A 20,693-nucleotide genomic window follows, 5' to 3' on the forward strand; every position below is an offset into this window, starting at 1 on the left:
GTGTTCGCTTTCATAGCTTAACGGTAGGATGAACTGTAAGATTCGGCTCCCAAATTTGTGTTCGAGAACGCCTCCCGTGCTGCATAACATTCGTGTCGTCCTGGTCAATACCAGCCATCCCGGCAACATCGGCGGGGCTGCGCGTGCCATGAAGAACATGGGCCTGTCGCGGCTGGTGCTGGTCGAACCGCGGTTGTTCCCGCATCACGAAGCCGATGCTCGTGCTTCCGGTGCCGGTGACATCCTTGAAAACGCGCAAGTCGTCGCCACCTTGGAAGATGCCTTGGTCGGCTGCAATCTGGTGCTCGGCACCAGCGCCCGTGACCGTCGCATTCCCTGGCCGTTGCTCGATCCCCGCGAATGCGGTGTGAAAGTGGTCGAGGAAGCAACGCAGGGCGCTGAAATCGCTTTGGTCTTTGGTCGTGAAGATTCCGGCCTGACCAATGAAGAGCTGCAGCGATGTCATTATCACGTGCACATCCCATCAGACCCTGAGTTCAGCTCGCTGAACCTTGGGGCAGCGGTGCAGGTGTTGAGCTATGAAGTGCGTATGTCCTGGCTCGCGGCCCAAGGCCAGCCGAGCAAGGTCGAGAAGGATGAAGTGGCGTCCACCAAAAGTGGTGAGCTGGCGACCATGGATGAGCTGGAGCGATTCTATGAGCACCTGGAGCAAACCCTGGTGGCCATTGAATTCCTCGATCCGGAAAAGCCACGGCACTTGATGGCGCGCCTGCGCCGGTTGTACGGACGCAGCTCGGTCAGCCGGGCGGAAATGAATATATTGCGTGGCATCCTCACGGAAACCCAGAAAGCGGCCCGTGGCGAGCTTCTTAAGCGGAAGGATTAAAAATGTTCGAGCGTTTGCGTGAAGATATCCAGAGTGTTTTCCATCGTGATCCGGCAGCGCGCAACGCCTTTGAAGTTCTGACGTGCTACCCGGGCATGCACGCCATCTGGATTCACCGCCTGTCTTCGGCCCTGTGGGGTATGGGCTGGAAGTGGCTGGCGCGACTGGTGTCGAACTTCGGTCGCTGGTTGACCGGGATTGAGATCCATCCGGGTGCCAAGGTCGGTCGTCGCTTCTTTATCGACCATGGCATGGGCATCGTCATCGGTGAAACCGCTGAGATCGGCAATGACGTCACTCTTTATCAGGGCGTGACTCTGGGTGGCACCAGCTGGAATAAGGGCAAGCGTCACCCGACGCTTGAAGATGGTGTGGTGGTTGGGGCGGGGGCCAAGGTGCTTGGTCCGTTCACGGTTGGCGCCGGAGCCAAGGTCGGTTCCAACGCCGTGGTCACCAAGGCGGTTCCGGCGGGTGCGACGGTGGTCGGAATTCCGGGTCGGATCATCGTCAAGTCTGACGATGAGCAAGATGCCAAGCGTAAGGCCATGGCCGAGAAAATCGGTTTCGATGCCTATGGGGTCGGCGAAGACATGCCTGACCCGGTGGCTCGTGCCATTGGTCAGCTGCTTGATCATCTGCAGGCCGTCGACGGCCGTCTGGAAGGGATGTGCGGTGCGTTGAAGGATCTGGGCAGCAACTATTGCGCCAAGGATCTGCCTGAGTTGCGCGAAGAAGACTTCGCCTGCGTCAAGGATAAGGATGAAAGCAAGGCGAGCTAACTCCGGGCTGGCGCCTTCGCAAGCAATTGCTGGCTGTTCGCGGCCAGCCTTTGCTATGATGCGCGCGCTCTTTTGCGGGTAATCCTGACTAAAGTACTAGGTCTTATAGTTGACTTAAATACTCGGGAATTGCATACTCGCCCCATTCTGAACTCCGTGGTAATTGTCCATGCGACTGACTACAAAAGGCCGATACGCCGTAACCGCCATGCTTGACTTGGCGTTGCACGCGCAGCACGGGCCGGTGTCCCTGGCCGATATCTCCGAGCGCCAAGGCATCTCCCTGTCCTACCTCGAACAGCTCTTCGCCAAATTGCGCCGCAGCAATCTGGTGTCCAGCGTCCGTGGTCCAGGCGGCGGCTATCAGCTGTCGCGCGACATGCAGGGCATCCAGGTCGCCCAGGTTATCGATGCGGTGAACGAATCGGTCGATGCTACCAAATGCCAGGGCCAAGGTGATTGCCATCAAGGCGACACCTGCCTGACCCACCACTTGTGGTGCGATCTGAGCCTGCAGATTCACGAATTTCTGAGCGGTATCAGCTTGGCTGACCTTGTTACTCGCCGTGAGGTACAAGAAGTAGCCCAGCGTCAGGATCAGCGCCGTTGCAACAGCAAGGTGCCACGCCTGGACAAGATTGAAGCGTCCGCCGTCGAATGACAGCCAAAGAGCTAGCGGCACGCCAGCCAGCCTGATTTAGGAGATAGTCCATGAAATTGCCGATTTACCTTGATTACTCTGCGACCACCCCGGTTGATCCGCGTGTAGCGCAAAAAATGAGTGAATGCCTGCTGGTTGACGGAAACTTCGGTAACCCGGCGTCCCGTTCTCACGTGTTCGGCTGGAAAGCTGAAGAGTCCGTCGAAAACGCTCGTCGTCAGGTCGCTGACCTGGTCAACGCCGACCCGCGTGAAATCGTCTGGACCTCCGGTGCCACCGAGTCCGACAACCTGGCAATCAAGGGTGCGGCGCATTTCTATGCCACCAAAGGCAAACACCTGATCACCACCAAGATTGAGCACAAGGCTGTCCTCGACACCATGCGCCAACTGGAGCGTGAAGGCTTCGAAGTCACCTACCTCGAGCCTCGCACTGATGGTTTGGTCACCCCGGAGATGATCGAAGCTGCCCTGCGTGACGACACCATCCTGGTTTCGGTCATGCACGTGAACAACGAAATCGGCACCATCAACGACATCGCAGCCATCGGCGAACTGACCCGCTCCAAGGGCATCCTGTTCCACGTCGATGCTGCTCAGTCCACCGGCAAGGTCGATATCGACCTATCGAAGCTGAAAGTCGACATGATGTCGTTCTCTGCCCACAAAACCTACGGCCCTAAAGGCATCGGCGCACTGTACGTGAGCCGCAAGCCGCGTGTTCGCATCGAAGCGACCATGCACGGCGGCGGTCACGAGCGCGGTATGCGTTCGGGCACCCTGGCGACCCACCAGATCGTCGGCATGGGCGAAGCCTTCCGTGTAGCCAAGGAAGACATGGTTGCCGAGAATATCCGCATCAAGGCCTTGAGTGACCGTTTCTTCAAACAGGTCGAAGGCCTGGAAGAGCTGTACATCAACGGCAGCATGACCGCCCGCGTACCGCACAACCTGAACCTGAGCTTCAACTACGTTGAAGGCGAGTCGCTGATCATGGCGCTCAAGGATCTGGCGGTTTCGTCCGGTTCGGCCTGCACCTCGGCTTCCCTGGAGCCTTCGTACGTACTGCGCGCCCTGGGCCGCAACGACGAACTGGCGCACAGCTCGATTCGCTTCACCTTCGGCCGTTTCACCACCGAAGAAGAAATCGACTACGCCGCGCAGAAAGTCTGCGAGGCCGTTACCAAGCTGCGCACTCTGTCGCCGCTGTGGGACATGTACAAAGACGGTGTCGACATTTCGAAAATCGAGTGGGCGGCACACTGATTTCAAGTCGCCGCAAACCGGCCCTGTGAACCTTCGGGCACAGGGCTTCAAGAGCGACTCTCTGATGAGTGAGGATTAAGAATCATGGCTTACAGCGAAAAGGTCATCGACCACTACGAGAACCCGCGCAACGTCGGCAAGATGGACGCGGAAGACCCTGATGTCGGCACCGGCATGGTCGGCGCCCCAGCGTGCGGCGACGTGATGCGTCTGCAGATCAAGGTCAACGAGCAAGGCATCATCGAAGACGCCAAGTTCAAGACCTACGGTTGCGGTTCGGCTATCGCCTCCAGCTCCCTGGCGACCGAGTGGATGAAAGGCAAGACTCTGGATGAAGCAGAGACCATCAAAAACACTCAGCTGGCTGAAGAACTGGCTCTGCCGCCAGTAAAAATTCACTGCTCCGTACTTGCTGAAGACGCTATCAAAGCGGCCGTTCGCGACTACAAGCAGAAGAAAGGCTTGATCTGACTTTCAAGATTTGGCGACGAGTAAGGAGTCACCGATGGCTATCAGCATGACAGAAGCGGCTGCTCAACACGTGCGACGCTCCCTCAACGGGCGCGGCAAAGGTGAAGGGATTCGTCTGGGTGTTCGCACCACAGGCTGTTCCGGCCTTGCCTACGTGCTGGAGTTTGTCGACGAGGTGGTTGCAGAGGATCAGGTGTTCGAAAGTCACGGCGAGAAAGTGATCATCGACCCGAAAAGCCTGGCCTACCTGGACGGCACCGAACTCGATTTCGTCAAGGAAGGGTTGAACGAAGGCTTCAAGTTCAACAACCCCAACGTGCGCGGTGAATGTGGCTGCGGCGAAAGCTTCAACATCTGAGGCTGCGCGTGGGTACTCCTTGTCATTTCGCTTTATTTGAGCTGAAACCGAGCTTCCGTCTGGATCTCGATCAGTTGGCCACGCGCTACCGTGAGTTGGCGCGCGGTGTTCATCCGGACCGCTTTGCAGACGCTTCCGAGCGCGAGCAGCGGCTGGCGCTAGAGCAATCCGCGAGCCTCAACGAGGCCTACCAGACGCTCAAAAGTCCCCCGAAGCGCGCGCGTTACTTGCTCGCCATGGGCGGTCGCGAGTTGCCGCTGGAGGTCACGGTGCATGATCCGGAGTTTCTTCTGCAGCAGATGGAGCTGCGTGAAGAGCTCGAAGACCTGCAAGACAGCGCCGACCTGGCGGGTGTTGCAGTGTTCAAGCGTCGCCTGAAGACTGCGCAGGATGAACTGAACGAAAGCTTCGCAGCCTGTTGGGACGATGCAGCGCAACGTGAACAGGCCGAACGCCTGATGCGGCGCATGCAGTTCCTCGACAAGCTCACCTACGAAGTGCGCCAGTTAGAAGAGCGCCTCGACGATTAACCCAGTGCCGCTCCGGTCGCACGCCTGATATACAGATAAGTCCTGATAACGATGGCCCTACTGCAGATCGCCGAACCCGGCCAAAGTCCTCAACCGCACCAGCGTCGTCTGGCTGTGGGGATCGACTTGGGCACTACCAATTCGCTGGTCGCTGCATTGCGCAGTGGTCTTTCCGAACCTCTGGCTGACGCTGACGGGCAGGTCATTCTGCCGTCTGCCGTGCGCTATCACGCTGATCGTGTTGAAGTCGGCGAGTCGGCCAAGCTGGCTGCCGCCACCGATCCTTTGAACACCGTGCTGTCGGTCAAGCGCTTGATGGGTCGTGGTCTGTCCGACGTCAAGCAATTGGGCGACCAACTGCCGTACCGCTTCGTCGGCGGCGAGTCGCACATGCCGTTCATCGACACCATTCAGGGCCCGAAAAGCCCCGTTGAAGTCTCCGCCGATATCCTCAAGGTGCTGCGTCAGCGCGCCGAAGCGACATTGGGCGGTGAGCTGGTCGGAGCGGTGATCACCGTTCCGGCCTATTTCGACGATGCTCAACGTCAAGCCACCAAGGATGCGGCCAAACTGGCCGGTCTGAATGTGCTGCGTCTGCTCAACGAGCCGACCGCCGCCGCTGTGGCTTACGGTCTGGATCAACACGCTGAAGGCCTGGTCGCGATTTATGACCTGGGTGGCGGCACCTTCGATATTTCTATTCTGCGCCTGACCGGCGGTGTGTTTGAGGTTTTGGCTACCGGCGGCGACAGCGCGCTGGGCGGCGATGACTTCGACCATGCAATCGCTGGCTGGATCATCGAGAGCGCCGGCCTGTCCGCCGACCTCGATCCGGGTGCGCAACGCAATCTGTTGCAAACCGCTTGTGCGGCCAAAGAAGCCCTGACCAATGCCTCGTCCGTTGAAGTTGCTTATGGCGACTGGAAAGCCGAGCTGACCCGTGAAACCTTCAATGCGCTGATCGAGCCGATGGTTGCTCGCAGCCTGAAAGCCTGTCGCCGCGCTGTGCGTGATTCCGGCATCGAACTGGACGAAGTGCACGCGGTGGTCATGGTGGGCGGTTCGACTCGTGTGCCTCGCGTCCGCGAAGCTGTCGCTGAAGCCTTCGGGCGCGAACCGCTGACCGAAATCGATCCGGATCAAGTGGTGGCCATTGGTGCCGCGATCCAGGCCGATACCCTGGCTGGCAACAAGCGCGATGGCGATGAATTGCTGTTGCTTGACGTGATTCCGTTGTCCCTGGGGCTTGAAACCATGGGCGGACTGATGGAGAAGGTGATTCCTCGCAACACCACCATCCCTGTCGCCCGCGCTCAGGACTTCACGACTTATAAAGATGGCCAGTCGGCCATGGCGATCCATGTATTGCAGGGCGAGCGCGAGCTGATCAGCGACTGCCGCTCCCTGGCACGCTTCGAATTGCGCGGCATTCCAGCGATGGTGGCCGGCGCGGCGAAGATTCGCGTGACCTTCCAGGTCGATGCCGACGGTTTGCTCAGCGTCGCGGCGCGCGAACTGGGTTCGGGCGTTGAGGCTAGCATCCAGGTCAAGCCGTCCTACGGTCTGACGGATGGTGAAATTGCCAAGATGCTCAAGGACTCGTTCCAGCACGCCAACGACGACAAGGTCGCTCGTGTGTTGCGTGAACAGCAGGTCGATGCCCAGCGCCTGATCGAAGCGGTGCAGGGCGCCCTCGATGTCGATGGCGAGCGTTTGCTCGACGCCGAAGAGCGCATGGTCATCGAATTGCAGATGCAGGAACTGACCGAATTGATGAAAGGCACCGATGGTTACGCCATCGAGCAGCAGACCAAGCGTCTGTCGCAAGTGACCGACGCCTTTGCTGCCCGCCGCCTGGACTCGACGGTGAAAGCCGCGCTGGCGGGGCGCAACCTGAATGAGATTGAGGAATAACGATGCCGCAGGTCATTTTTCTGCCACACGATAAGTTTTGTCCGGACGGCATGGTTGTGGAGGCTGAGCCCGGTACATCCATTCTCGAACTGGCCCATGAACACCATATCGAGATGGAAAGCGCCTGTGGCGGCGTCTGCGCCTGCACCACCTGTCACTGCATCATCCGCGAAGGTTTCGACTCGCTGGAAGAGGCGGATGAGCTGGAAGAAGACTTTCTTGATCGTGCTTGGGGTCTGGAGGCGCAATCGCGTCTAGGCTGTCAGGCGATCGTCGGGAATGAAGACCTGACTGTCGAAATTCCGAAATACTCGCTCAACCATGCGGCCGAAGCGCCGCACTGATTCAAGGAACTGAAATGAGTCTGAAATGGGTTGATGTGCTGGAAATCGCGATCCAGCTGGCTGAATCCAAGCCGGATGTGGATCCGCGTTATGTGAACTTCGTCGATCTGCACAAATGGGTGCTGGCATTGCCGGAGTTCAGTGATGATCCGACCCGCGGTGGCGAGAAGGTGCTTGAAGCCATTCAGGCCGCCTGGATCGAAGAATCAGACTGAGTCTGCGCCGTATGCAGTTAGGCAATACCAAAGAACCCGCGTATAATTCGCGGGTTTAATTTTTCGCAAATTACCGTTTCTGGAGTTACACCATGGCTGTTCAACGTACTTTCTCCATCATCAAGCCTGACGCTGTTGCAAAAAACGTTATCGGCGAGATCACCACTCGTTTCGAAAAAGCTGGCCTGCGCGTTGTAGCTTCGAAACTGAAGCAACTGTCCAAAGCTGAAGCTGAAGGCTTCTACGCTGAGCACAGCGCTCGTGGTTTCTTCGGCGACCTGGTTGCTTTCATGATCTCCGGTCCGGTTGTCGTTCAGGTTCTGGAAGGCGAAAACGCTATCGCTCTGAACCGTGAGCTGATGGGCGCTACCAACCCTAAAGAAGCTGCTGCCGGTACCATCCGCGCTGACTTCGCTGACTCCATCGACGCCAACGCTGTACACGGTTCGGACTCCGAAGCCGCTGCTGCTCGCGAAATCTCGTACTTCTTCGCAGCTACTGAAGTAACCACTCGCTAAGCATTGGCTTAAGAGTGAAGGTGAATCCATGACTACATCGACTGTAAAAACCAACCTGCTGGGTCTGACTCAGCTGGAAATGGAAAAATTCTTCGACTCAATCGGGGAGAAGCGTTTCCGTGCCGGTCAGGTAATGAAATGGATTCACCACCTTGGCGTCGATGATTTCGACGCCATGACGAACGTCAGCAAGGCCTTGCGCGACAAGCTCAAGGCTATTGCCGAGGTTCGCGGTCCTGAAGTTGTCAGCGAGGACATCTCCACCGACGGCACCCGTAAGTGGGTGGTGCGCGTGGCGTCCGGCAGCTGCGTCGAGACCGTGTACATTCCCCAGGGCAAGCGCGGCACTTTGTGCGTTTCGTCCCAGGCAGGCTGTGCCCTGGATTGCAGTTTCTGCTCCACCGGCAAGCAAGGTTTCAATAGCAACCTCACTGCTGCCGAAGTCATCGGCCAGGTGTGGATTGCCAATAAATCGTTCGGCAGCATCCCGGCGACCGCCGACCGTGCCATCACCAACGTGGTGATGATGGGCATGGGTGAGCCGCTGCTGAACTTCGACAACGTCGTGGCCGCCATGCATCTGATGATGGATGACCTGGGTTACGGGATCTCCAAGCGCCGCGTAACCCTGTCTACATCGGGTGTGGTGCCGATGATCGATGAGCTGTCCAAGCACATCGACGTCTCCCTGGCGTTGTCCCTGCACGCACCGAACGACGCATTGCGTAACCAATTGGTACCGATCAACAAGAAGTATCCGCTTAAGATGCTGCTCGAGTCGTGCCAGCGCTATATGTCGTCCCTGGGCGAGAAACGTGTGCTGACCATTGAGTACACTTTGCTCAAGGACATCAACGACAAGGTCGAACACGCGGTCGAAATGATCGAGTTGCTCAAGAACATCCCGTGCAAGATCAACCTGATTCCGTTCAACCCGTTCCCGCATTCCGGTTACGAGCGCCCGAGTAACAACGCGATTCGTCGTTTCCAGGATCAGCTTCACCATGCCGGCTTCAATGTCACCGTACGCACCACCCGCGGTGAAGACATCGACGCCGCGTGTGGCCAATTGGTAGGGCAGGTGCTGGATCGCACCCGTCGCAGCGAACGTTATATCGCCGTGCGTGAGTTAAGCGCCGAAAACGATATTGCACAGAACGCTGCGAACAATAATTAAGAGAGGATCTCTATGTCCCTGCGCTTCGCGCTGCTTTTGCTATTGGCCAGCCTGTGTGCTGGTTGTGTCCTGTCGGGCGATTTCAACCCGATGAAGACCAGCAAGGGCCGCGATGAGGCGCGCGTCGCCTATGTGCAGCTGGGCTTGGGATACTTGCAGCAAGGCATGACTGAACGGGCGAAAGTACCGTTGAAGAAAGCTCTGGATCTGGATGACTCGGATCCGGATGCCAACGCTGCGCTGGGTCTGGTATTCCAGGCCGAGATGGAGCCGGAGCTGGCGGATCAGCATTTTCGCAAGGCGCTGTCTTCCCGCCCCAACGATGCGCGAATCCTGAACAACTACGGCAGTTTTCTTTTCGAAGAGAAACGGTACAAAGAAGCGTACGAGCGCTTTGAACAGGCCGCCGCCGATACCTTGTATCCCGAGCGTTCGCGGGTGTTCGAGAACCTCGGTATGACCGCTTCGAAACTGGGGCAGCGTGATCTGGCCCAGCAGCAGCTGGAAAAAGCCCTTCGTTTGAATCGCCAACAGCCACGTGCATTGCTGGAAATGGCTGAGTTGTCCTTCGAAGACAGGCATTATGTGCCCGCGCGTGACTATTACGATCGTTTTAGCCTGCTCACCGAGCAAAATGCACGTAGTCTATTGCTCGGCGTTCGGCTGGCAAAAGTGTTTGATGATCGCGACAAGGCCGCCAGTTTTGGCCTGCAACTAAAACGACTCTATCCCGGTACGCCGGAATATCAGCAATACCTGTCGGAGCAATGATGAAAGCGGCGCATCCCGAAGTTGTAGCAGCGAATCGCGTTAATCCCGGTGAGACTTTGCGCCAGGCCCGCGAAAGCAATGGCTGGTCGCTGGCCGAAGTGGCCCTCAAGCTCAACCTCACCGTCAATTCCCTGAGCAATCTGGAAGCCGGCGCTTTCGACAAGCTGCCAGGGCATACCTTTGCTCGCGGTTATATTCGCGCCTACGCGAAATTGCTCGGCATGGATCAAACCGTACTGGTCCAACAGTTCGACCAATCCACCGGCACCGACTCCCAGGGCAGCAACGTTCATAGCCTGGGACGTATCGAAGAGCCGGTTCGGGTTTCCCACACCATTTTGCGAGTTGTCAGCCTGCTGTTGCTGTTCGCAGTGCTTGGTGGTGGTTTTGTCTGGTGGCAGGATCAAACCTCATTGCGCACCAAAGACTTGACCAGCCTGAGCCCGGAACACGTTGAAGTCGAAGGCGCTGACGGCACCACCCAGATTCATCCGCTGGACGAGCCGGAAGACCAGGCTGTCGCGGAAGGTCAGGTTGAAGGCTCGACGTCGCTGGCATTGCCACAAGCCGAGAACTCCACGGAGGCACCGGCCGAAGCTGAAGCGACCGCGCCTGCTGCGGCTCCTGCTGCGCCAGCGCCTGTTGCACCGGCCCATAGCACCTCGCCAGTTGTCGCGATTCCAGTCGCGCCAGCCCCGACTGCTCCTGTCGTATCCACCCCACCTGCGAGCGCTTCGGTTACTCCGACCATTCCCGCTCCTGCAGCGTCTGCTCCGGTTGCCGGCCAAGGTTCGGTTCAACTGCAATTCACTGCTGATTGCTGGACGCAAGTGACCGATGGCACCGGCAAGGTGTTGTTGAGCGGTCTCAAGCGCAAAGGCGAAAACGTTTCCGTGAGCGGCAAGCCACCGTTTACCGTGCGTCTGGGCTTCGCCCGTGGCGCGCAGGTCAGCTACAACGGGCAGGTGGTTGATGTCGCTCCGTTCACCAGTGGCGAGACTGCTCGCCTGAAGTTGGGTCAATAAGTCATGCACGGCGAATCTCCAATCAAACGTCGCGAATCCCGCAAGATTTGGGTCGGTAACGTGCCTGTTGGCGGCGATGCGCCTATCGCTGTGCAGAGCATGACCAACAGCGACACCAATGACGTGGCCGCCACCGTGGCCCAGATCAATCGTCTGGAAGCTGCTGGCGTCGATATCGTGCGAATTTCCGTGCCCGACATGGATGCCGCTGAAGCGTTCGGCAAGATCAAGCAACTGGTCAAGGTGCCGTTGGTTGCCGACATCCACTTCGACTACAAGATCGCTCTGCGCGTAGCCGAACTGGGCGTTGACTGCCTGCGTATCAACCCGGGCAACATCGGTCGCGAAGACCGCGTGCGTGCGGTAGTCGATGCAGCCCGTGATCGCGGGATTCCGATCCGCATCGGCGTGAACGCCGGTTCCCTGGAAAAAGACCTGCAAAAGAAATACGGCGAGCCGACCCCGGCTGCGCTGGTCGAGTCTGCCCTGCGTCACGTCGAACACCTCGAACGCCTGAATTTCAAGGACTTCAAGGTCAGCGTGAAAGCCTCCGACGTGTTCATGGCCGTCGCCGCTTACCGCTTGCTGGCCAAGGAAATCGTCCAGCCGCTGCACCTGGGCATCACCGAAGCCGGTGGTTTGCGTTCAGGCACGGTGAAATCCGCCGTGGGCCTCGGTATGCTGCTCGCCGAAGGGATTGGCGATACTATTCGCATCTCGTTGGCGGCCGACCCGGTCGAGGAAGTGAAAGTCGGCTACGACATTCTCAAATCCCTGCACCTGCGTTCCCGTGGCATCAACTTCATCGCCTGCCCGAGCTGCTCGCGGCAGAACTTCGATGTGGTCAAAACCATGAACGAGCTGGAAGGGCGCCTCGAAGACCTGCTGGTGCCATTGGATGTTGCGGTCATTGGTTGCGTGGTCAATGGACCGGGCGAAGCCAAGGAAGCCCATATCGGCTTGACCGGCGGCACGCCAAACCTGATTTACATCGACGGTAAGCCGTCGCAGAAACTGACGAATGACAATCTGGTGGATGAGCTTGAACGCTTGATCCGCCAGAAAGCGGCCGAAAAGGTCGAAGCCGACGCTGCCGTTATCGCGCGTGGCTGAGCCCGACTGAAGAGCCGAACGAATTTAAGGATTTATTGTGAGCAAGTCTCTGCAAGCCATACGTGGCATGAACGACATCCTGCCCGAGCAGACTCCCCTGTGGCGTCATTTCGAAGGCACCGTCTCGCGTTTGCTGGATAACTACGGTTACAAGCAGATCCGCATGCCGATCGTCGAGTTCACCGAGCTGTTCAAGCGCTCCATCGGTGAAGTGACCGACATCGTCGAGAAAGAGATGTACACCTTCGACGACCGCAACGGCGACTCCCTGACCCTGCGCCCCGAAGGCACAGCGGCCTGCGTGCGTGCGGTGCTTGAGCACGGCATCACCGGCGGCGGCCAGGTGCAGAAACTCTGGTACATCGGCCCGATGTTCCGCCACGAACGTCCGCAGAAAGGTCGTTATCGCCAGTTCCACCAGATCGGTTGCGAAGTCTTCAACCTCGATGGCCCGGACATCGATGCCGAGCTGATCGTGCTGACCTGGCGCCTGTGGGGCGAGCTGGGCATCCGTGATGCGGTCAAGCTCGAACTCAACAGCCTGGGCACCGCCGAGTCCCGCGGTCTTTATCGCGAAGCGCTGGTCGAGTTCCTTTCGGCCCGCCTGGACAAGCTGGACGAAGACAGCCAGCGCCGCCTGAAAACCAACCCTTTGCGGGTTCTGGATACCAAGAACGCTGACACTCAAGCCGTGTTGGTCGACGCGCCGAAAATGGCTGACTACCTCGACGAAGAATCCCGCGTGCACTTCGAGGGCCTCAAGGCTCGCCTGGACGCCGCCGGCATTCCTTACGTGATCAACCCGAAGCTGGTTCGCGGGCTGGATTACTACAGCAAGACCGTTTTCGAATGGGTCACCGACAAGTTGGGCGCCCAAGGCACCGTGTGCGCCGGTGGCCGCTACGACGGTCTGGTGGAGCAGATGGGCGGCAAGCCGACCCCGGGCGTTGGTTTCGCCATGGGCATCGAGCGCCTGGTGCTGTTGCTTGAAACCCTGGAACAGATCCCGGAAGAGATTTCCCGTCAGGTCGACGTTTACCTCTGCGCCTTCGGTGAAGCTGCCGAGCTGGCCGGTCTGACCCTGAGTGAACGTGTTCGTGATCAATTGCCCAACCTGCGCCTGCAAGTGAATGCCGGCGCCGGCAGCTTCAAAAGCCAGTTCAAGAAAGCCGACAAGAGCGGTGCGTTGTACGCGCTGATCCTCGGTGACGACGAAATGGCCCAGCAAGTGGTAGGTTTCAAACCCCTGCGTGGCCAGGGCGAACAACAAAGTATTGCCTGGGATGCGCTTGCTGCACACCTGGCCACCTGCGTCGTGCAGGGTTGAAGCTGTCAAACAGCCGATTTAGCGATTAAGGAGTATTGGGGTGTCGAGTACCGAAGACGAACAGCTGTCGGATTTGAAGGACTGGTGGACACGCAACGGCAAGCCCCTGGTCACTGGCGGCCTGTTGGCGCTGGTCATCGTGTTCGGCTGGCAGGCTTTTCAGAAGTATCAGAGCAATCAGTCGCAAGGCGCCTCGATGCTCTATCAGCAACTGCTGGAAACCACGCTTACGCCAGACGGCAAGCCTGATGCCGCCCGTGTTGCGGACCTGGCCGGCAAGCTCAACAGCGAGTTCGGCGGTAGCGCTTACGCGCAGTACGGCAGCCTGTTCGTGGCAAAAGTTGCGGTCGACAGCGGCAAGCTGGATGACGCAGCCACCGAACTGAAAGCCATTGTTGCCAAACCGGCCAACCCGGCGCTGGGCGAAATTGCCCGTCAGCGTCTGGCGCAGGTGCTGGCCGCGCAGAACAAGGCCGATGAAGCCCTGAAACTGCTCGAAGGCGATGCCGATAAAGCATTCCTGGCCACTCGCGAAGAACTCAAAGGCGACCTGCTGGTGCAGTTGGGTCGTACCGACGAAGCGAACACGGCGTATCAAAAAGCCAAGGCGGCACTGTCGGATGAAGCGGCAGTGGGTGGCCTACAAATCAAGCTGGACGATCTGGCCAAAGGGGATGCGTGACGTGATTCGTTGGAAACATGCAGCATTGCTGGCTCTGGCCATATTGGCCGCGGGTTGCAGCAGCAACAGCAAAAAAGAACTGCCACCGGCCGAGTTGACCGACTTCAAAGAAGAAGTGGTTCTGCAAAAGCAGTGGAGTCGTTCGATTGGTGACGGTCAGGGCGATTCGTACAACATGCTGGTTCCGGCGATCGATGGCGATACCATCTATGCCGCCGACGTCACCGGTGTGGTGATGGCGATGGATCGCAGCAATGGCGACGTCAAATGGAAGAAAGATCTCGAATTGCCTGTTTCCGGCGCTGTCGGCGTCAGTTACGGTCTGCTCCTGATCGGTACGATCAAGGGTGAAATCGTTGCCCTGGACGCCATCAACGGTGAAGAGAAATGGCGCGCTCGCGTGTCCAGTGAAGTCCTCGCACCGCCGGCCAACAACGGTGATGTCGTTGTCGTTCAGACTCAGGATGACCGTCTGATCGGTCTGGATGCCGCTACCGGCACCCAGCGCTGGTTGTATGACAGTACTCCGGCGGTATTGACCCTGCGCGGCACCAGTGCGCCGATCGTCACCAACCGCCTCGCGGTGGCTGGCCTGTCGACCGGTAAAGTGGTCGCTCTCGATATTTCCAACGGCGTGCCGGTGTGGGAACAACGGGTAGCAATTCCACAGGGTCGTTCGGAACTGGAGCGCGTTGTCGATATCGACGGTGGCCTGCTGCTTTCCGGCGAAACGCTGTACGTCGCCAGCTACCAGGGTCGCGTTGCGGCACTGGACCTGCAAAGCGGTCGTCAGCTTTGGCAGCGTGATGCTTCCAGCTATGCCGGTGTCGCCCAGGGTTTTGGCAACGTCTACGTGAGCCTGTCTTCGGGCACCGTTGAAGGCGTCGACGAACGTTCCACCACAGCTTTGTGGAGCAACGATTCGTTGGCCCGTCGTCAACTGTCGGCTCCGGAAGTGTTCTCCAGCTATGTTGCAGTCGGTGATATGGAAGGTTACCTGCATCTGCTGAGCCAGGTGGACGGTCGTTTCGTCGGCCGCGAGCGCATCGACAGCGACGGCCTGCGTGCCCGTCCGCTGGTGGTGGGTGACACGATTTATCTGTATGGCAACAGTGGCAAGCTGGAAGCCCTGACCATTAAGTAAAGGTTTGACTATGCTTGGGGTTAAACCCCAGGCAGCCCCGTTCCATGGGGTTCGCAGCGCCCTCAAGCGCTGCCCCGAGCACCAGCCGCTGCCTCGCAGCGGCTTTTGTATTTTCTGAAATAACGAAGTGGAGAGCCGCATGGTTCCCGTAATCGCCCTGGTGGGCCGACCGAACGTCGGCAAGTCCACCTTGTTCAACCGCCTGACCAGGACTCGCGACGCCATCGTCGGCGACTTGTCCGGTCTGACCCGTGATCGCCAATACGGTGAGGCCAAGTGGCAAGGGCGTTCCTACATTCTGGTCGACACCGGCGGTATCTCCGGTGACGAGCACGGTATGGACGAAAAAATGGCCGAGCAGTCGCTGCTGGCCATTGAAGAAGCGGATGTCGTTCTGTTCCTGGTAGATGCCAAGGCTGGTTTCACCGCCGCCGACCAGATGATCGCCGAGCATTTGCGCAAGCGTAACAAGCGTTCCTACGTGGTTGCCAACAAGGTCGACAACATCGACCCTGAAATGGCCCGCGCCGAGTTCGCCCCGTTGGGCATGGGCCACGCGATCCCGATCGCCGGTGCTCATGGTCGTGGCATCACCCAGATGCTGGAAATCGCCCTGAGCGACTTCCCGAAAGACGATGACGAGCTGGAAGAAGGCGAGGAAGAGGTCGTTGCCGAAGGCGAGGAAGCCAAGCGCATTCCTGGCCCAAGCGAAAAAGACGGTATCAAGATCGCGATCATTGGCCGTCCGAACGTCGGCAAGTCGACCCTGGTCAACCGCATGCTTGGTGAAGACCGGGTAATCGTCTATGACGAGCCCGGCACCACCCGCGACAGTATCTACATCCCGTTCGAGCGTAACGACGAGAAGTACACGCTGATCGACACCGCTGGTGTGCGCAAGCGCGGCAAGATCCACGAAGAAGTTGAAAAGTTCTCCGTGGTAAAAACCCTGCAAGCGATCAAAGACGCCAACGTGGTGATCTTTGTAATGGACGCCCGCGAAGGCGTGGTCGACCACGACCTCAACCTGCTGGGCTTCGCCATTGAGTCGGGTCGTGCGCTGGTGATCGCGATCAACAAGTGGGACGGCATGACGCCGAGCGAGCGCGACTTCGTGAAGGTCGAGCTGCAACGTCGACTGTTCTTCGTTGACTACGCCGACATCCACTTCATCTCGGCCCTGCACGGCACGGGCGTGGGCAACCTCTACGCTTCCGTACAGAACTCGTTCAAGTCTGCGGTCACCCGCTGGCCAACCAACCGCCTGACCACGATTCTGGAAGATGCGGTCGGTGAGCACGCGCCACCGATGGTCAACAACCGCCGGATCAAGCTGCGTTATGCCCACTTGGGTGGTGCCAACCCGCCGATTATCGTGATTCACGGTAACCAGATCGAGAAGGTGCCGAAGTCTTACGTGCGCTATCTGGAAAACACTTATCGTCGTGTCTTGAAGCTGGTCGGTACGCCGATCCGCATCGAGTTCAAGGGCGGCGAGAACCCGTACGAAGGCAACAAGAATTCGCTGACCGACCGCCAGGTCAACAAGAAGCGTCGGATGATGTCGCACCACAAGAAAGCCGACAAGAAGCGCCGCGACAAGCGTTGATTCAGGTTTTTCCCGTGGAATGAAGAGGGCGCCAATGGCGCCCTTTTTCATGCCTGTCGTTTGGGCTATCCTCGGGCTCTCCCGCGCCGCCGTTAGAGCCGGGTGTAGAGCAGGGAATCACCGATGATCACCAGTAAGCTGCCGAATGTCGGCATCACTATCTTCACTCAGATGTCTCAGCTCGCGGCACAAACCGGGGCGCTGAACCTGTCCCAGGGTTTTCCCGATTTCGACGCCCCGCAGGCCCTGTGCGATGCGGTCGGTCGGCATATCGCCAATGGCCACAACCAGTATTCGCCGATGACCGGCCTTCTTGCATTGCGTCAGCAGATTGCGGCGAAGATCGCCCGCAGCTACGGCGTCAATGTGGATGTCGACCATGAAGTGACAGTCACACCCGGTGCGACTCAAGCGATCTTCTGCGCCATTCAGGCGGTTATCCACAGCGGCGACGAAGTGATCGTATTCGATCCGGCCTACGACAGTTATGAACCTTCGGTTGAGCTGGCCGGTGGTCGTTGCGTGCATGTGCAGTTGGGCCTGAATGACTTTGCCATCGACTTCCAGAAGCTGGGTGAAGCCATTACACCGCGCACGCGGATGATCATCCTCAACACCCCGCATAACCCTAGCGGCGCGCTGATCAGTCGTGCCGAGCTGGATCAACTGGCGGCGTTGATTCGCGACCGCGACATCTATGTCATCAGTGATGAGGTCTACGAACACCTGGTCTTCGACGGCGTGCCTCACGTCAGCGTGCTAAATCACGAAGAGCTGTATCAGCGTGCTTTCGTGGTCAGCTCCTTCGGCAAGACCTATCACGTCACTGGCTGGAAAACCGGTTACGTGGTCGCGCCGCCGGCCCTCACAGCGGAGCTGCGCAAGGTGCACCAATACGTCAGTTTCTGCGGCGTGACGCCGTTGCAATACGCCTTGGCCGATTTCATGGCCGAACACCCGGAACACGTAGAAGAACTGCCGGCTTTCTATCAGGCCAAGCGCGATCTGTTCTGCGATCTGCTAACGCCGTCGCGCTTCAGTTTCACACGAGTGACCGGCACGTATTTCCAGTTGGTCGATTACTCGCAGATCCGCCCGGACCTCAATGATGTCGAGATGGCGTTGTGGATGACCCGCGAACATGGCGTGGCGAGCATCCCGATCTCGGTGTTCTACCAGACCCCACCCGAAGGCCAGCGCCTGGTGCGCCTGTGCTTCGCCAAACGCGAGGAGACCCTGCGTGAAGCAGCGGCAAAACTATGCGTGATCTGAGTGCGCTACCCAATCTGAACATCGCGCTGATCCAGACCTCCCTGGCCTGGCACGATCGTCAGGCCAATCTGGAGCATTTCGAGCCGTTGCTTGAACAGGCTCGCGGCGCTGACCTGATCATTCTGCCGGAGATGTTCACCACCGGTTTTTCCATGGAGTCCGAGACTCTCGCCGAGTCGGAAAATGGTCCGACCAGCAAATGGTTGCGGGTTCAGGCCGCCAAACTCGACGCAGTGATTACCGGCAGTGTGATCGTCCAGGCGGCTGACGGCAGCCATCGCAATCGCCTGTTGTGGGCGCGGCCGGACGGGGAGGTGTGGCACTACGACAAGCGCCATCTGTTCCGCATGGCCGGTGAGCACAACCACTTCACCCCCGGTGAGCGTCAGGTGCAGTTCGAACTCAAGGGTTGGCGCGTGCGGCCGCTGATTTGCTACGACCTGCGCTTCCCGGTCTGGAGCCGCGATGCTCAGGACACCGATCTGCTGCTGTACACCGCCAACTGGCCGGGGGCACGGCGACAGCACTGGAACCGTTTGCTGCCAGCGCGGGCGATCGAAAACCTGTGTTATGTGGCGGCGGTGAACCGGATCGGCACTGACGGTAAAGGCTTTGCGTATACCGGTGATAGCCAGGTGCTGGATTTCCAGGGGGAGACATTGCTCAGTGCAGGCGAAGCCGATGGGGTGTTCCAGGTCGTTTTGAACGCTGCAGATCTTCAGGCTTATCGAACACGCTTTCCAGCGAATCTGGATGCCGATACGTTCGAGTTCACCTGAAATTGTCATTGCCTGGCCTGCCGTCATCGCGAGCAGGCTCGCTCCCACAGTAGATCGTGTGAACCTTATTCAGGACGAGACAAGGCAAACAAAAAGGCCCCGAGGTTCGCACCTCGGGGCCTTTTATGTTTCAGCGAAGGCTTACGCCGCTTTCGCTTCCGGCTGGCTCAGGGAGCGGTTAAGCGCGCTGAACAGGGCCTTGAAGCTGGCGGTGGTGATGTTTTCATCGATACCGACGCCGTGCACCGCACGTTCACCATTCACACGCAGCTCGATGTACGCCGCCGCCTTGGCATTGGTGCCCGAACCGATGGCGTGTTCGTTGTAGTCCATGATTTCAACCGGAATCGGCAGACCGGCCACGAGCGCTTCCAGGGCGCCGTTGCCCTTGCCACGCCAGTGCAGGTTGGTTTCACCCTGACCTTTACCAGACACTTCCACTTCCACGGCGCTGTGACCGTTTTCTTCCTGCAGGCGATGGCTGACCAGCGCGTACGGGGTGTTGGCCTGCAAGTACTCGCTGTGCAGCAGCGCGTGGATCTGCTGAGCCGTCATCTCAAGACCCAGGCGATCGGTTTCACGCTGCACAACCTGGCTGAACTCGATCTGCATGCGACGCGGCAAGCTGATGCCGTATTCCTGTTCCAGCAGGTAAGCGATACCGCCCTTGCCCGACTGGCTGTTGACGCGGATCACCGCCTCGTAGCTGCGGCCGATGTCGGCCGGGTCGATCGGCAAGTACGGTACTTCCCACAGGGCGTCCGGTTTCTGCTGGGCGAAGCCCTTGCGGATGGCGTCCTGGTGGGAGCCGGAGAATGCGGTGTGAACCAGGTCGCCGACGTATGGATGACGTGGGTGCACCTGGATCTGGTTGCATTCTTCGACGACTTTGCGCACGCCGTCGATGTCGGAGAAGTCCAGCTCAGGGTGAATGCCCTGGGTGTAGAGGTTCAGTGCCACGGTCACGAGGTCGACGTTACCGGTACGTTCGCCGTTGCCGAACAGGCAGCCTTCGACACGGTCAGCACCGGCCATCAGACCCAGCTCGGTGGCCGCAACGCCAGTGCCACGGTCGTTGTGGGTGTGCAGGCTGATGATCACGCTGTCACGACGGTTGATGTGACGGCCGAACCATTCGATCTGGTCGGCATAGATATTCGGGGTCGCGCATTCCACGGTCGCAGGCAGGTTGAGAATCACCTTGTGCTCAGGCGTCGGGTTCCAGACTTCGATGACTGCGTCGCAGACTTCTTTGGCGAACTCGAGCTCGGTGGCGCTGAAGGTTTCTGGCGAGTATTCGAAGGTCCACTCGGTGTTTGGCTGCTGGGCGGCATATTTGACGAACAGTTTGGCCGCGTTCACTGCGATGGCCTTGACCCCTTCCTTGTCCTGGTTGAAGACAATGCGACGGAAGGAAGGGGAGGTGGCGTTGTACAGGTGAACGATGGCTTTCTTCGCCCCGCGCAGGGACTCGAAGGTGCGCTCGATCAAGTCTTCACGACCCTGGGTCAGCACCTGAATGGTGGTGTCGTCCGGGATGTGATTGCCTTCGATCAGGGTTCGCACGAAGTCGAAGTCGGTTTGCGAAGCCGCCGGGAACGACGCTTCGATTTCTTTAACGCCGACAGACACCAGGGTTTTCCAGAAACGCAGCTTCTTGACCGCGTCCATTGGCTCGATCAGCGACTGGTTACCATCACGAAGGTCGGAGCTGCACCAGATCGGCGCGGCAGTAATGGTCTTCGACGGCCAGGTGCGGTCCGGGATGTCGATGGTCGGGAACGCGCGGTATTTCGAAGACGGGTCTTTGAGCATGCTCATCGGGAAATCCTTATTGTGTGGGCCGAAAAAAGGCGGCCTGCCGGTGGATCAAATGTTCTGGGGATAAAGCG

General features: G+C 58.7%; 22 protein-coding genes. 21 read left to right on the forward strand and 1 reads right to left on the reverse strand.

Going from position 1 to position 20,693, the window contains the following annotated elements; translation table 11 throughout:
• The first annotated feature begins 76 nt into the window (after positions 1-76).
• The 21 genes from trmJ (at position 77) to ACA056_RS05030 (ending at position 18,801) form a co-directional block, all read left to right on the forward strand.
• Positions 77-847, forward strand: coding sequence for a tRNA (cytosine(32)/uridine(32)-2'-O)-methyltransferase TrmJ (gene trmJ, locus ACA056_RS04930; RefSeq protein WP_347803668.1), 771 nt, complete (start codon positions 77-79; stop codon positions 845-847).
• A gap of 2 nt (positions 848-849) precedes the next feature.
• Positions 850-1,626: a serine O-acetyltransferase gene (cysE, locus tag ACA056_RS04935; protein ID WP_347803669.1), complete on the forward strand. Its 777-nt coding sequence runs from the start codon at positions 850-852 to the stop codon at positions 1,624-1,626.
• Between the two features lie 169 nt (positions 1,627-1,795).
• The gene (gene iscR / locus ACA056_RS04940; RefSeq protein ID WP_007974010.1) at positions 1,796-2,287 is read left to right on the forward strand and encodes a Fe-S cluster assembly transcriptional regulator IscR; all 492 of its coding nucleotides are present in this window, start codon (positions 1,796-1,798) and stop codon (positions 2,285-2,287) included.
• Positions 2,288-2,337: 50 nt separating this feature from the next.
• A complete protein-coding gene (locus tag ACA056_RS04945; RefSeq protein ID WP_497270923.1) occupies positions 2,338-3,552 on the forward strand; it encodes an IscS subfamily cysteine desulfurase in 1,215 nt (404 codons plus the stop codon).
• Positions 3,553-3,636: 84 nt separating this feature from the next.
• Complete coding sequence (iscU, locus tag ACA056_RS04950) at positions 3,637-4,023, forward strand: Fe-S cluster assembly scaffold IscU (protein ID WP_003443374.1); 387 nt, start codon at positions 3,637-3,639, stop codon at positions 4,021-4,023.
• Between the two features lie 34 nt (positions 4,024-4,057).
• Positions 4,058-4,381: an iron-sulfur cluster assembly protein IscA gene (gene iscA, locus ACA056_RS04955; RefSeq protein ID WP_007903589.1), complete on the forward strand. Its 324-nt coding sequence runs from the start codon at positions 4,058-4,060 to the stop codon at positions 4,379-4,381.
• An 8-nt stretch (positions 4,382-4,389) separates the two neighbouring features.
• Positions 4,390-4,911 carry a co-chaperone HscB gene (gene hscB, locus ACA056_RS04960; RefSeq protein ID WP_008070981.1) on the forward strand — a complete coding sequence of 174 codons (522 nt, stop codon included), beginning with the start codon at positions 4,390-4,392 and terminating at the stop codon, positions 4,909-4,911.
• Positions 4,912-4,962: 51 nt separating this feature from the next.
• Entirely contained in the window at positions 4,963-6,825 is a 1,863-nt protein-coding gene (hscA, locus tag ACA056_RS04965; protein ID WP_497270926.1) for a Fe-S protein assembly chaperone HscA, read from the forward strand.
• 2 nt (positions 6,826-6,827) lie between these two features.
• On the forward strand, positions 6,828-7,169 hold the full coding sequence (gene fdx / locus ACA056_RS04970; protein WP_415757793.1) for an ISC system 2Fe-2S type ferredoxin: 342 nt from the start codon (positions 6,828-6,830) through the stop codon (positions 7,167-7,169).
• A 14-nt stretch (positions 7,170-7,183) separates the two neighbouring features.
• The gene (gene iscX / locus ACA056_RS04975; RefSeq protein ID WP_497270928.1) at positions 7,184-7,384 is read left to right on the forward strand and encodes a Fe-S cluster assembly protein IscX; all 201 of its coding nucleotides are present in this window, start codon (positions 7,184-7,186) and stop codon (positions 7,382-7,384) included.
• A gap of 92 nt (positions 7,385-7,476) precedes the next feature.
• A complete protein-coding gene (gene ndk / locus ACA056_RS04980; protein WP_007916882.1) occupies positions 7,477-7,902 on the forward strand; it encodes a nucleoside-diphosphate kinase in 426 nt (141 codons plus the stop codon).
• Positions 7,903-7,930: 28 nt separating this feature from the next.
• Positions 7,931-9,079: a dual-specificity RNA methyltransferase RlmN gene (gene rlmN, locus ACA056_RS04985; protein ID WP_059403385.1), complete on the forward strand. Its 1,149-nt coding sequence runs from the start codon at positions 7,931-7,933 to the stop codon at positions 9,077-9,079.
• Positions 9,080-9,091: 12 nt separating this feature from the next.
• On the forward strand, positions 9,092-9,850 hold the full coding sequence (gene pilW, locus ACA056_RS04990) for a type IV pilus biogenesis/stability protein PilW (protein WP_046046033.1): 759 nt from the start codon (positions 9,092-9,094) through the stop codon (positions 9,848-9,850).
• Complete coding sequence (locus ACA056_RS04995; protein WP_497270931.1) at positions 9,850-10,875, forward strand: RodZ domain-containing protein; 1,026 nt, start codon at positions 9,850-9,852, stop codon at positions 10,873-10,875. The genes pilW and ACA056_RS04995 overlap by 1 nt, the downstream gene beginning before the upstream one ends.
• A gap of 3 nt (positions 10,876-10,878) precedes the next feature.
• Positions 10,879-11,988, forward strand: coding sequence for a flavodoxin-dependent (E)-4-hydroxy-3-methylbut-2-enyl-diphosphate synthase (ispG, locus tag ACA056_RS05000; protein ID WP_149418278.1), 1,110 nt, complete (start codon positions 10,879-10,881; stop codon positions 11,986-11,988).
• 37 nt (positions 11,989-12,025) lie between these two features.
• Positions 12,026-13,315: a histidine--tRNA ligase gene (gene hisS, locus ACA056_RS05005; RefSeq protein ID WP_497270933.1), complete on the forward strand. Its 1,290-nt coding sequence runs from the start codon at positions 12,026-12,028 to the stop codon at positions 13,313-13,315.
• Positions 13,316-13,355: 40 nt separating this feature from the next.
• Complete coding sequence (locus tag ACA056_RS05010) at positions 13,356-13,997, forward strand: tetratricopeptide repeat protein (RefSeq protein WP_497270935.1); 642 nt, start codon at positions 13,356-13,358, stop codon at positions 13,995-13,997.
• Complete coding sequence (gene bamB / locus ACA056_RS05015; protein ID WP_497270937.1) at positions 13,990-15,141, forward strand: outer membrane protein assembly factor BamB; 1,152 nt, start codon at positions 13,990-13,992, stop codon at positions 15,139-15,141. Before ACA056_RS05010 ends, bamB begins: the two co-directional genes overlap by 8 nt.
• A gap of 139 nt (positions 15,142-15,280) precedes the next feature.
• Positions 15,281-16,750 carry a ribosome biogenesis GTPase Der gene (der, locus tag ACA056_RS05020; protein WP_309675049.1) on the forward strand — a complete coding sequence of 490 codons (1,470 nt, stop codon included), beginning with the start codon at positions 15,281-15,283 and terminating at the stop codon, positions 16,748-16,750.
• 123 nt (positions 16,751-16,873) lie between these two features.
• Positions 16,874-18,022, forward strand: a complete 1,149-nt coding sequence (locus ACA056_RS05025) for a pyridoxal phosphate-dependent aminotransferase (RefSeq protein WP_497270940.1) — start codon at positions 16,874-16,876, stop codon at positions 18,020-18,022.
• Positions 18,010-18,801, forward strand: a complete 792-nt coding sequence (locus tag ACA056_RS05030) for an amidohydrolase (protein WP_497270942.1) — start codon at positions 18,010-18,012, stop codon at positions 18,799-18,801. Before ACA056_RS05025 ends, ACA056_RS05030 begins: the two co-directional genes overlap by 13 nt.
• Before the next feature lie 141 nt (positions 18,802-18,942).
• Here the strand turns inward: ACA056_RS05030 and leuA are convergent, their stop codons facing one another.
• Complete coding sequence (gene leuA, locus ACA056_RS05035) at positions 18,943-20,622, reverse strand: 2-isopropylmalate synthase (RefSeq protein WP_008147766.1); 1,680 nt, start codon at positions 20,620-20,622, stop codon at positions 18,943-18,945.
• Positions 20,623-20,693: the final 71 nt, after the last annotated feature.

This window comes from Pseudomonas sp. LBUM1666, assembly GCF_059695775.1.

Bases quoted from the DNA above. Each gene is read 5' to 3' on its own strand.
- cysE (WP_347803669.1), top strand. From the start codon at position 850: ATGTTCGAGCGTTTGCGTGAAGATATCCAGAGTGTTTTCCATCGTGAT.
- iscR (WP_007974010.1), top strand. From the start codon at position 1,796: ATGCGACTGACTACAAAAGGCCGATACGCCGTAACCGCCATGCTTGAC.
- ACA056_RS04945 (WP_497270923.1), top strand. From the start codon at position 2,338: ATGAAATTGCCGATTTACCTTGATTACTCTGCGACCACCCCGGTTGAT.
- iscU (WP_003443374.1), top strand. From the start codon at position 3,637: ATGGCTTACAGCGAAAAGGTCATCGACCACTACGAGAACCCGCGCAAC.
- iscA (WP_007903589.1), top strand. From the start codon at position 4,058: ATGGCTATCAGCATGACAGAAGCGGCTGCTCAACACGTGCGACGCTCC.
- hscA (WP_497270926.1), top strand. From the start codon at position 4,963: ATGGCCCTACTGCAGATCGCCGAACCCGGCCAAAGTCCTCAACCGCAC.
- fdx (WP_415757793.1), top strand. From the start codon at position 6,828: ATGCCGCAGGTCATTTTTCTGCCACACGATAAGTTTTGTCCGGACGGC.
- iscX (WP_497270928.1), top strand. From the start codon at position 7,184: ATGAGTCTGAAATGGGTTGATGTGCTGGAAATCGCGATCCAGCTGGCT.
- ndk (WP_007916882.1), top strand. From the start codon at position 7,477: ATGGCTGTTCAACGTACTTTCTCCATCATCAAGCCTGACGCTGTTGCA.
- rlmN (WP_059403385.1), top strand. From the start codon at position 7,931: ATGACTACATCGACTGTAAAAACCAACCTGCTGGGTCTGACTCAGCTG.
- pilW (WP_046046033.1), top strand. From the start codon at position 9,092: ATGTCCCTGCGCTTCGCGCTGCTTTTGCTATTGGCCAGCCTGTGTGCT.
- ACA056_RS04995 (WP_497270931.1), top strand. From the start codon at position 9,850: ATGAAAGCGGCGCATCCCGAAGTTGTAGCAGCGAATCGCGTTAATCCC.
- ispG (WP_149418278.1), top strand. From the start codon at position 10,879: ATGCACGGCGAATCTCCAATCAAACGTCGCGAATCCCGCAAGATTTGG.
- bamB (WP_497270937.1), top strand. From the start codon at position 13,990: ATGCGTGACGTGATTCGTTGGAAACATGCAGCATTGCTGGCTCTGGCC.
- der (WP_309675049.1), top strand. From the start codon at position 15,281: ATGGTTCCCGTAATCGCCCTGGTGGGCCGACCGAACGTCGGCAAGTCC.
- ACA056_RS05025 (WP_497270940.1), top strand. From the start codon at position 16,874: ATGATCACCAGTAAGCTGCCGAATGTCGGCATCACTATCTTCACTCAG.
- ACA056_RS05030 (WP_497270942.1), top strand. From the start codon at position 18,010: ATGCGTGATCTGAGTGCGCTACCCAATCTGAACATCGCGCTGATCCAG.
- leuA (WP_008147766.1), bottom strand. From the start codon at position 20,622: ATGAGCATGCTCAAAGACCCGTCTTCGAAATACCGCGCGTTCCCGACC.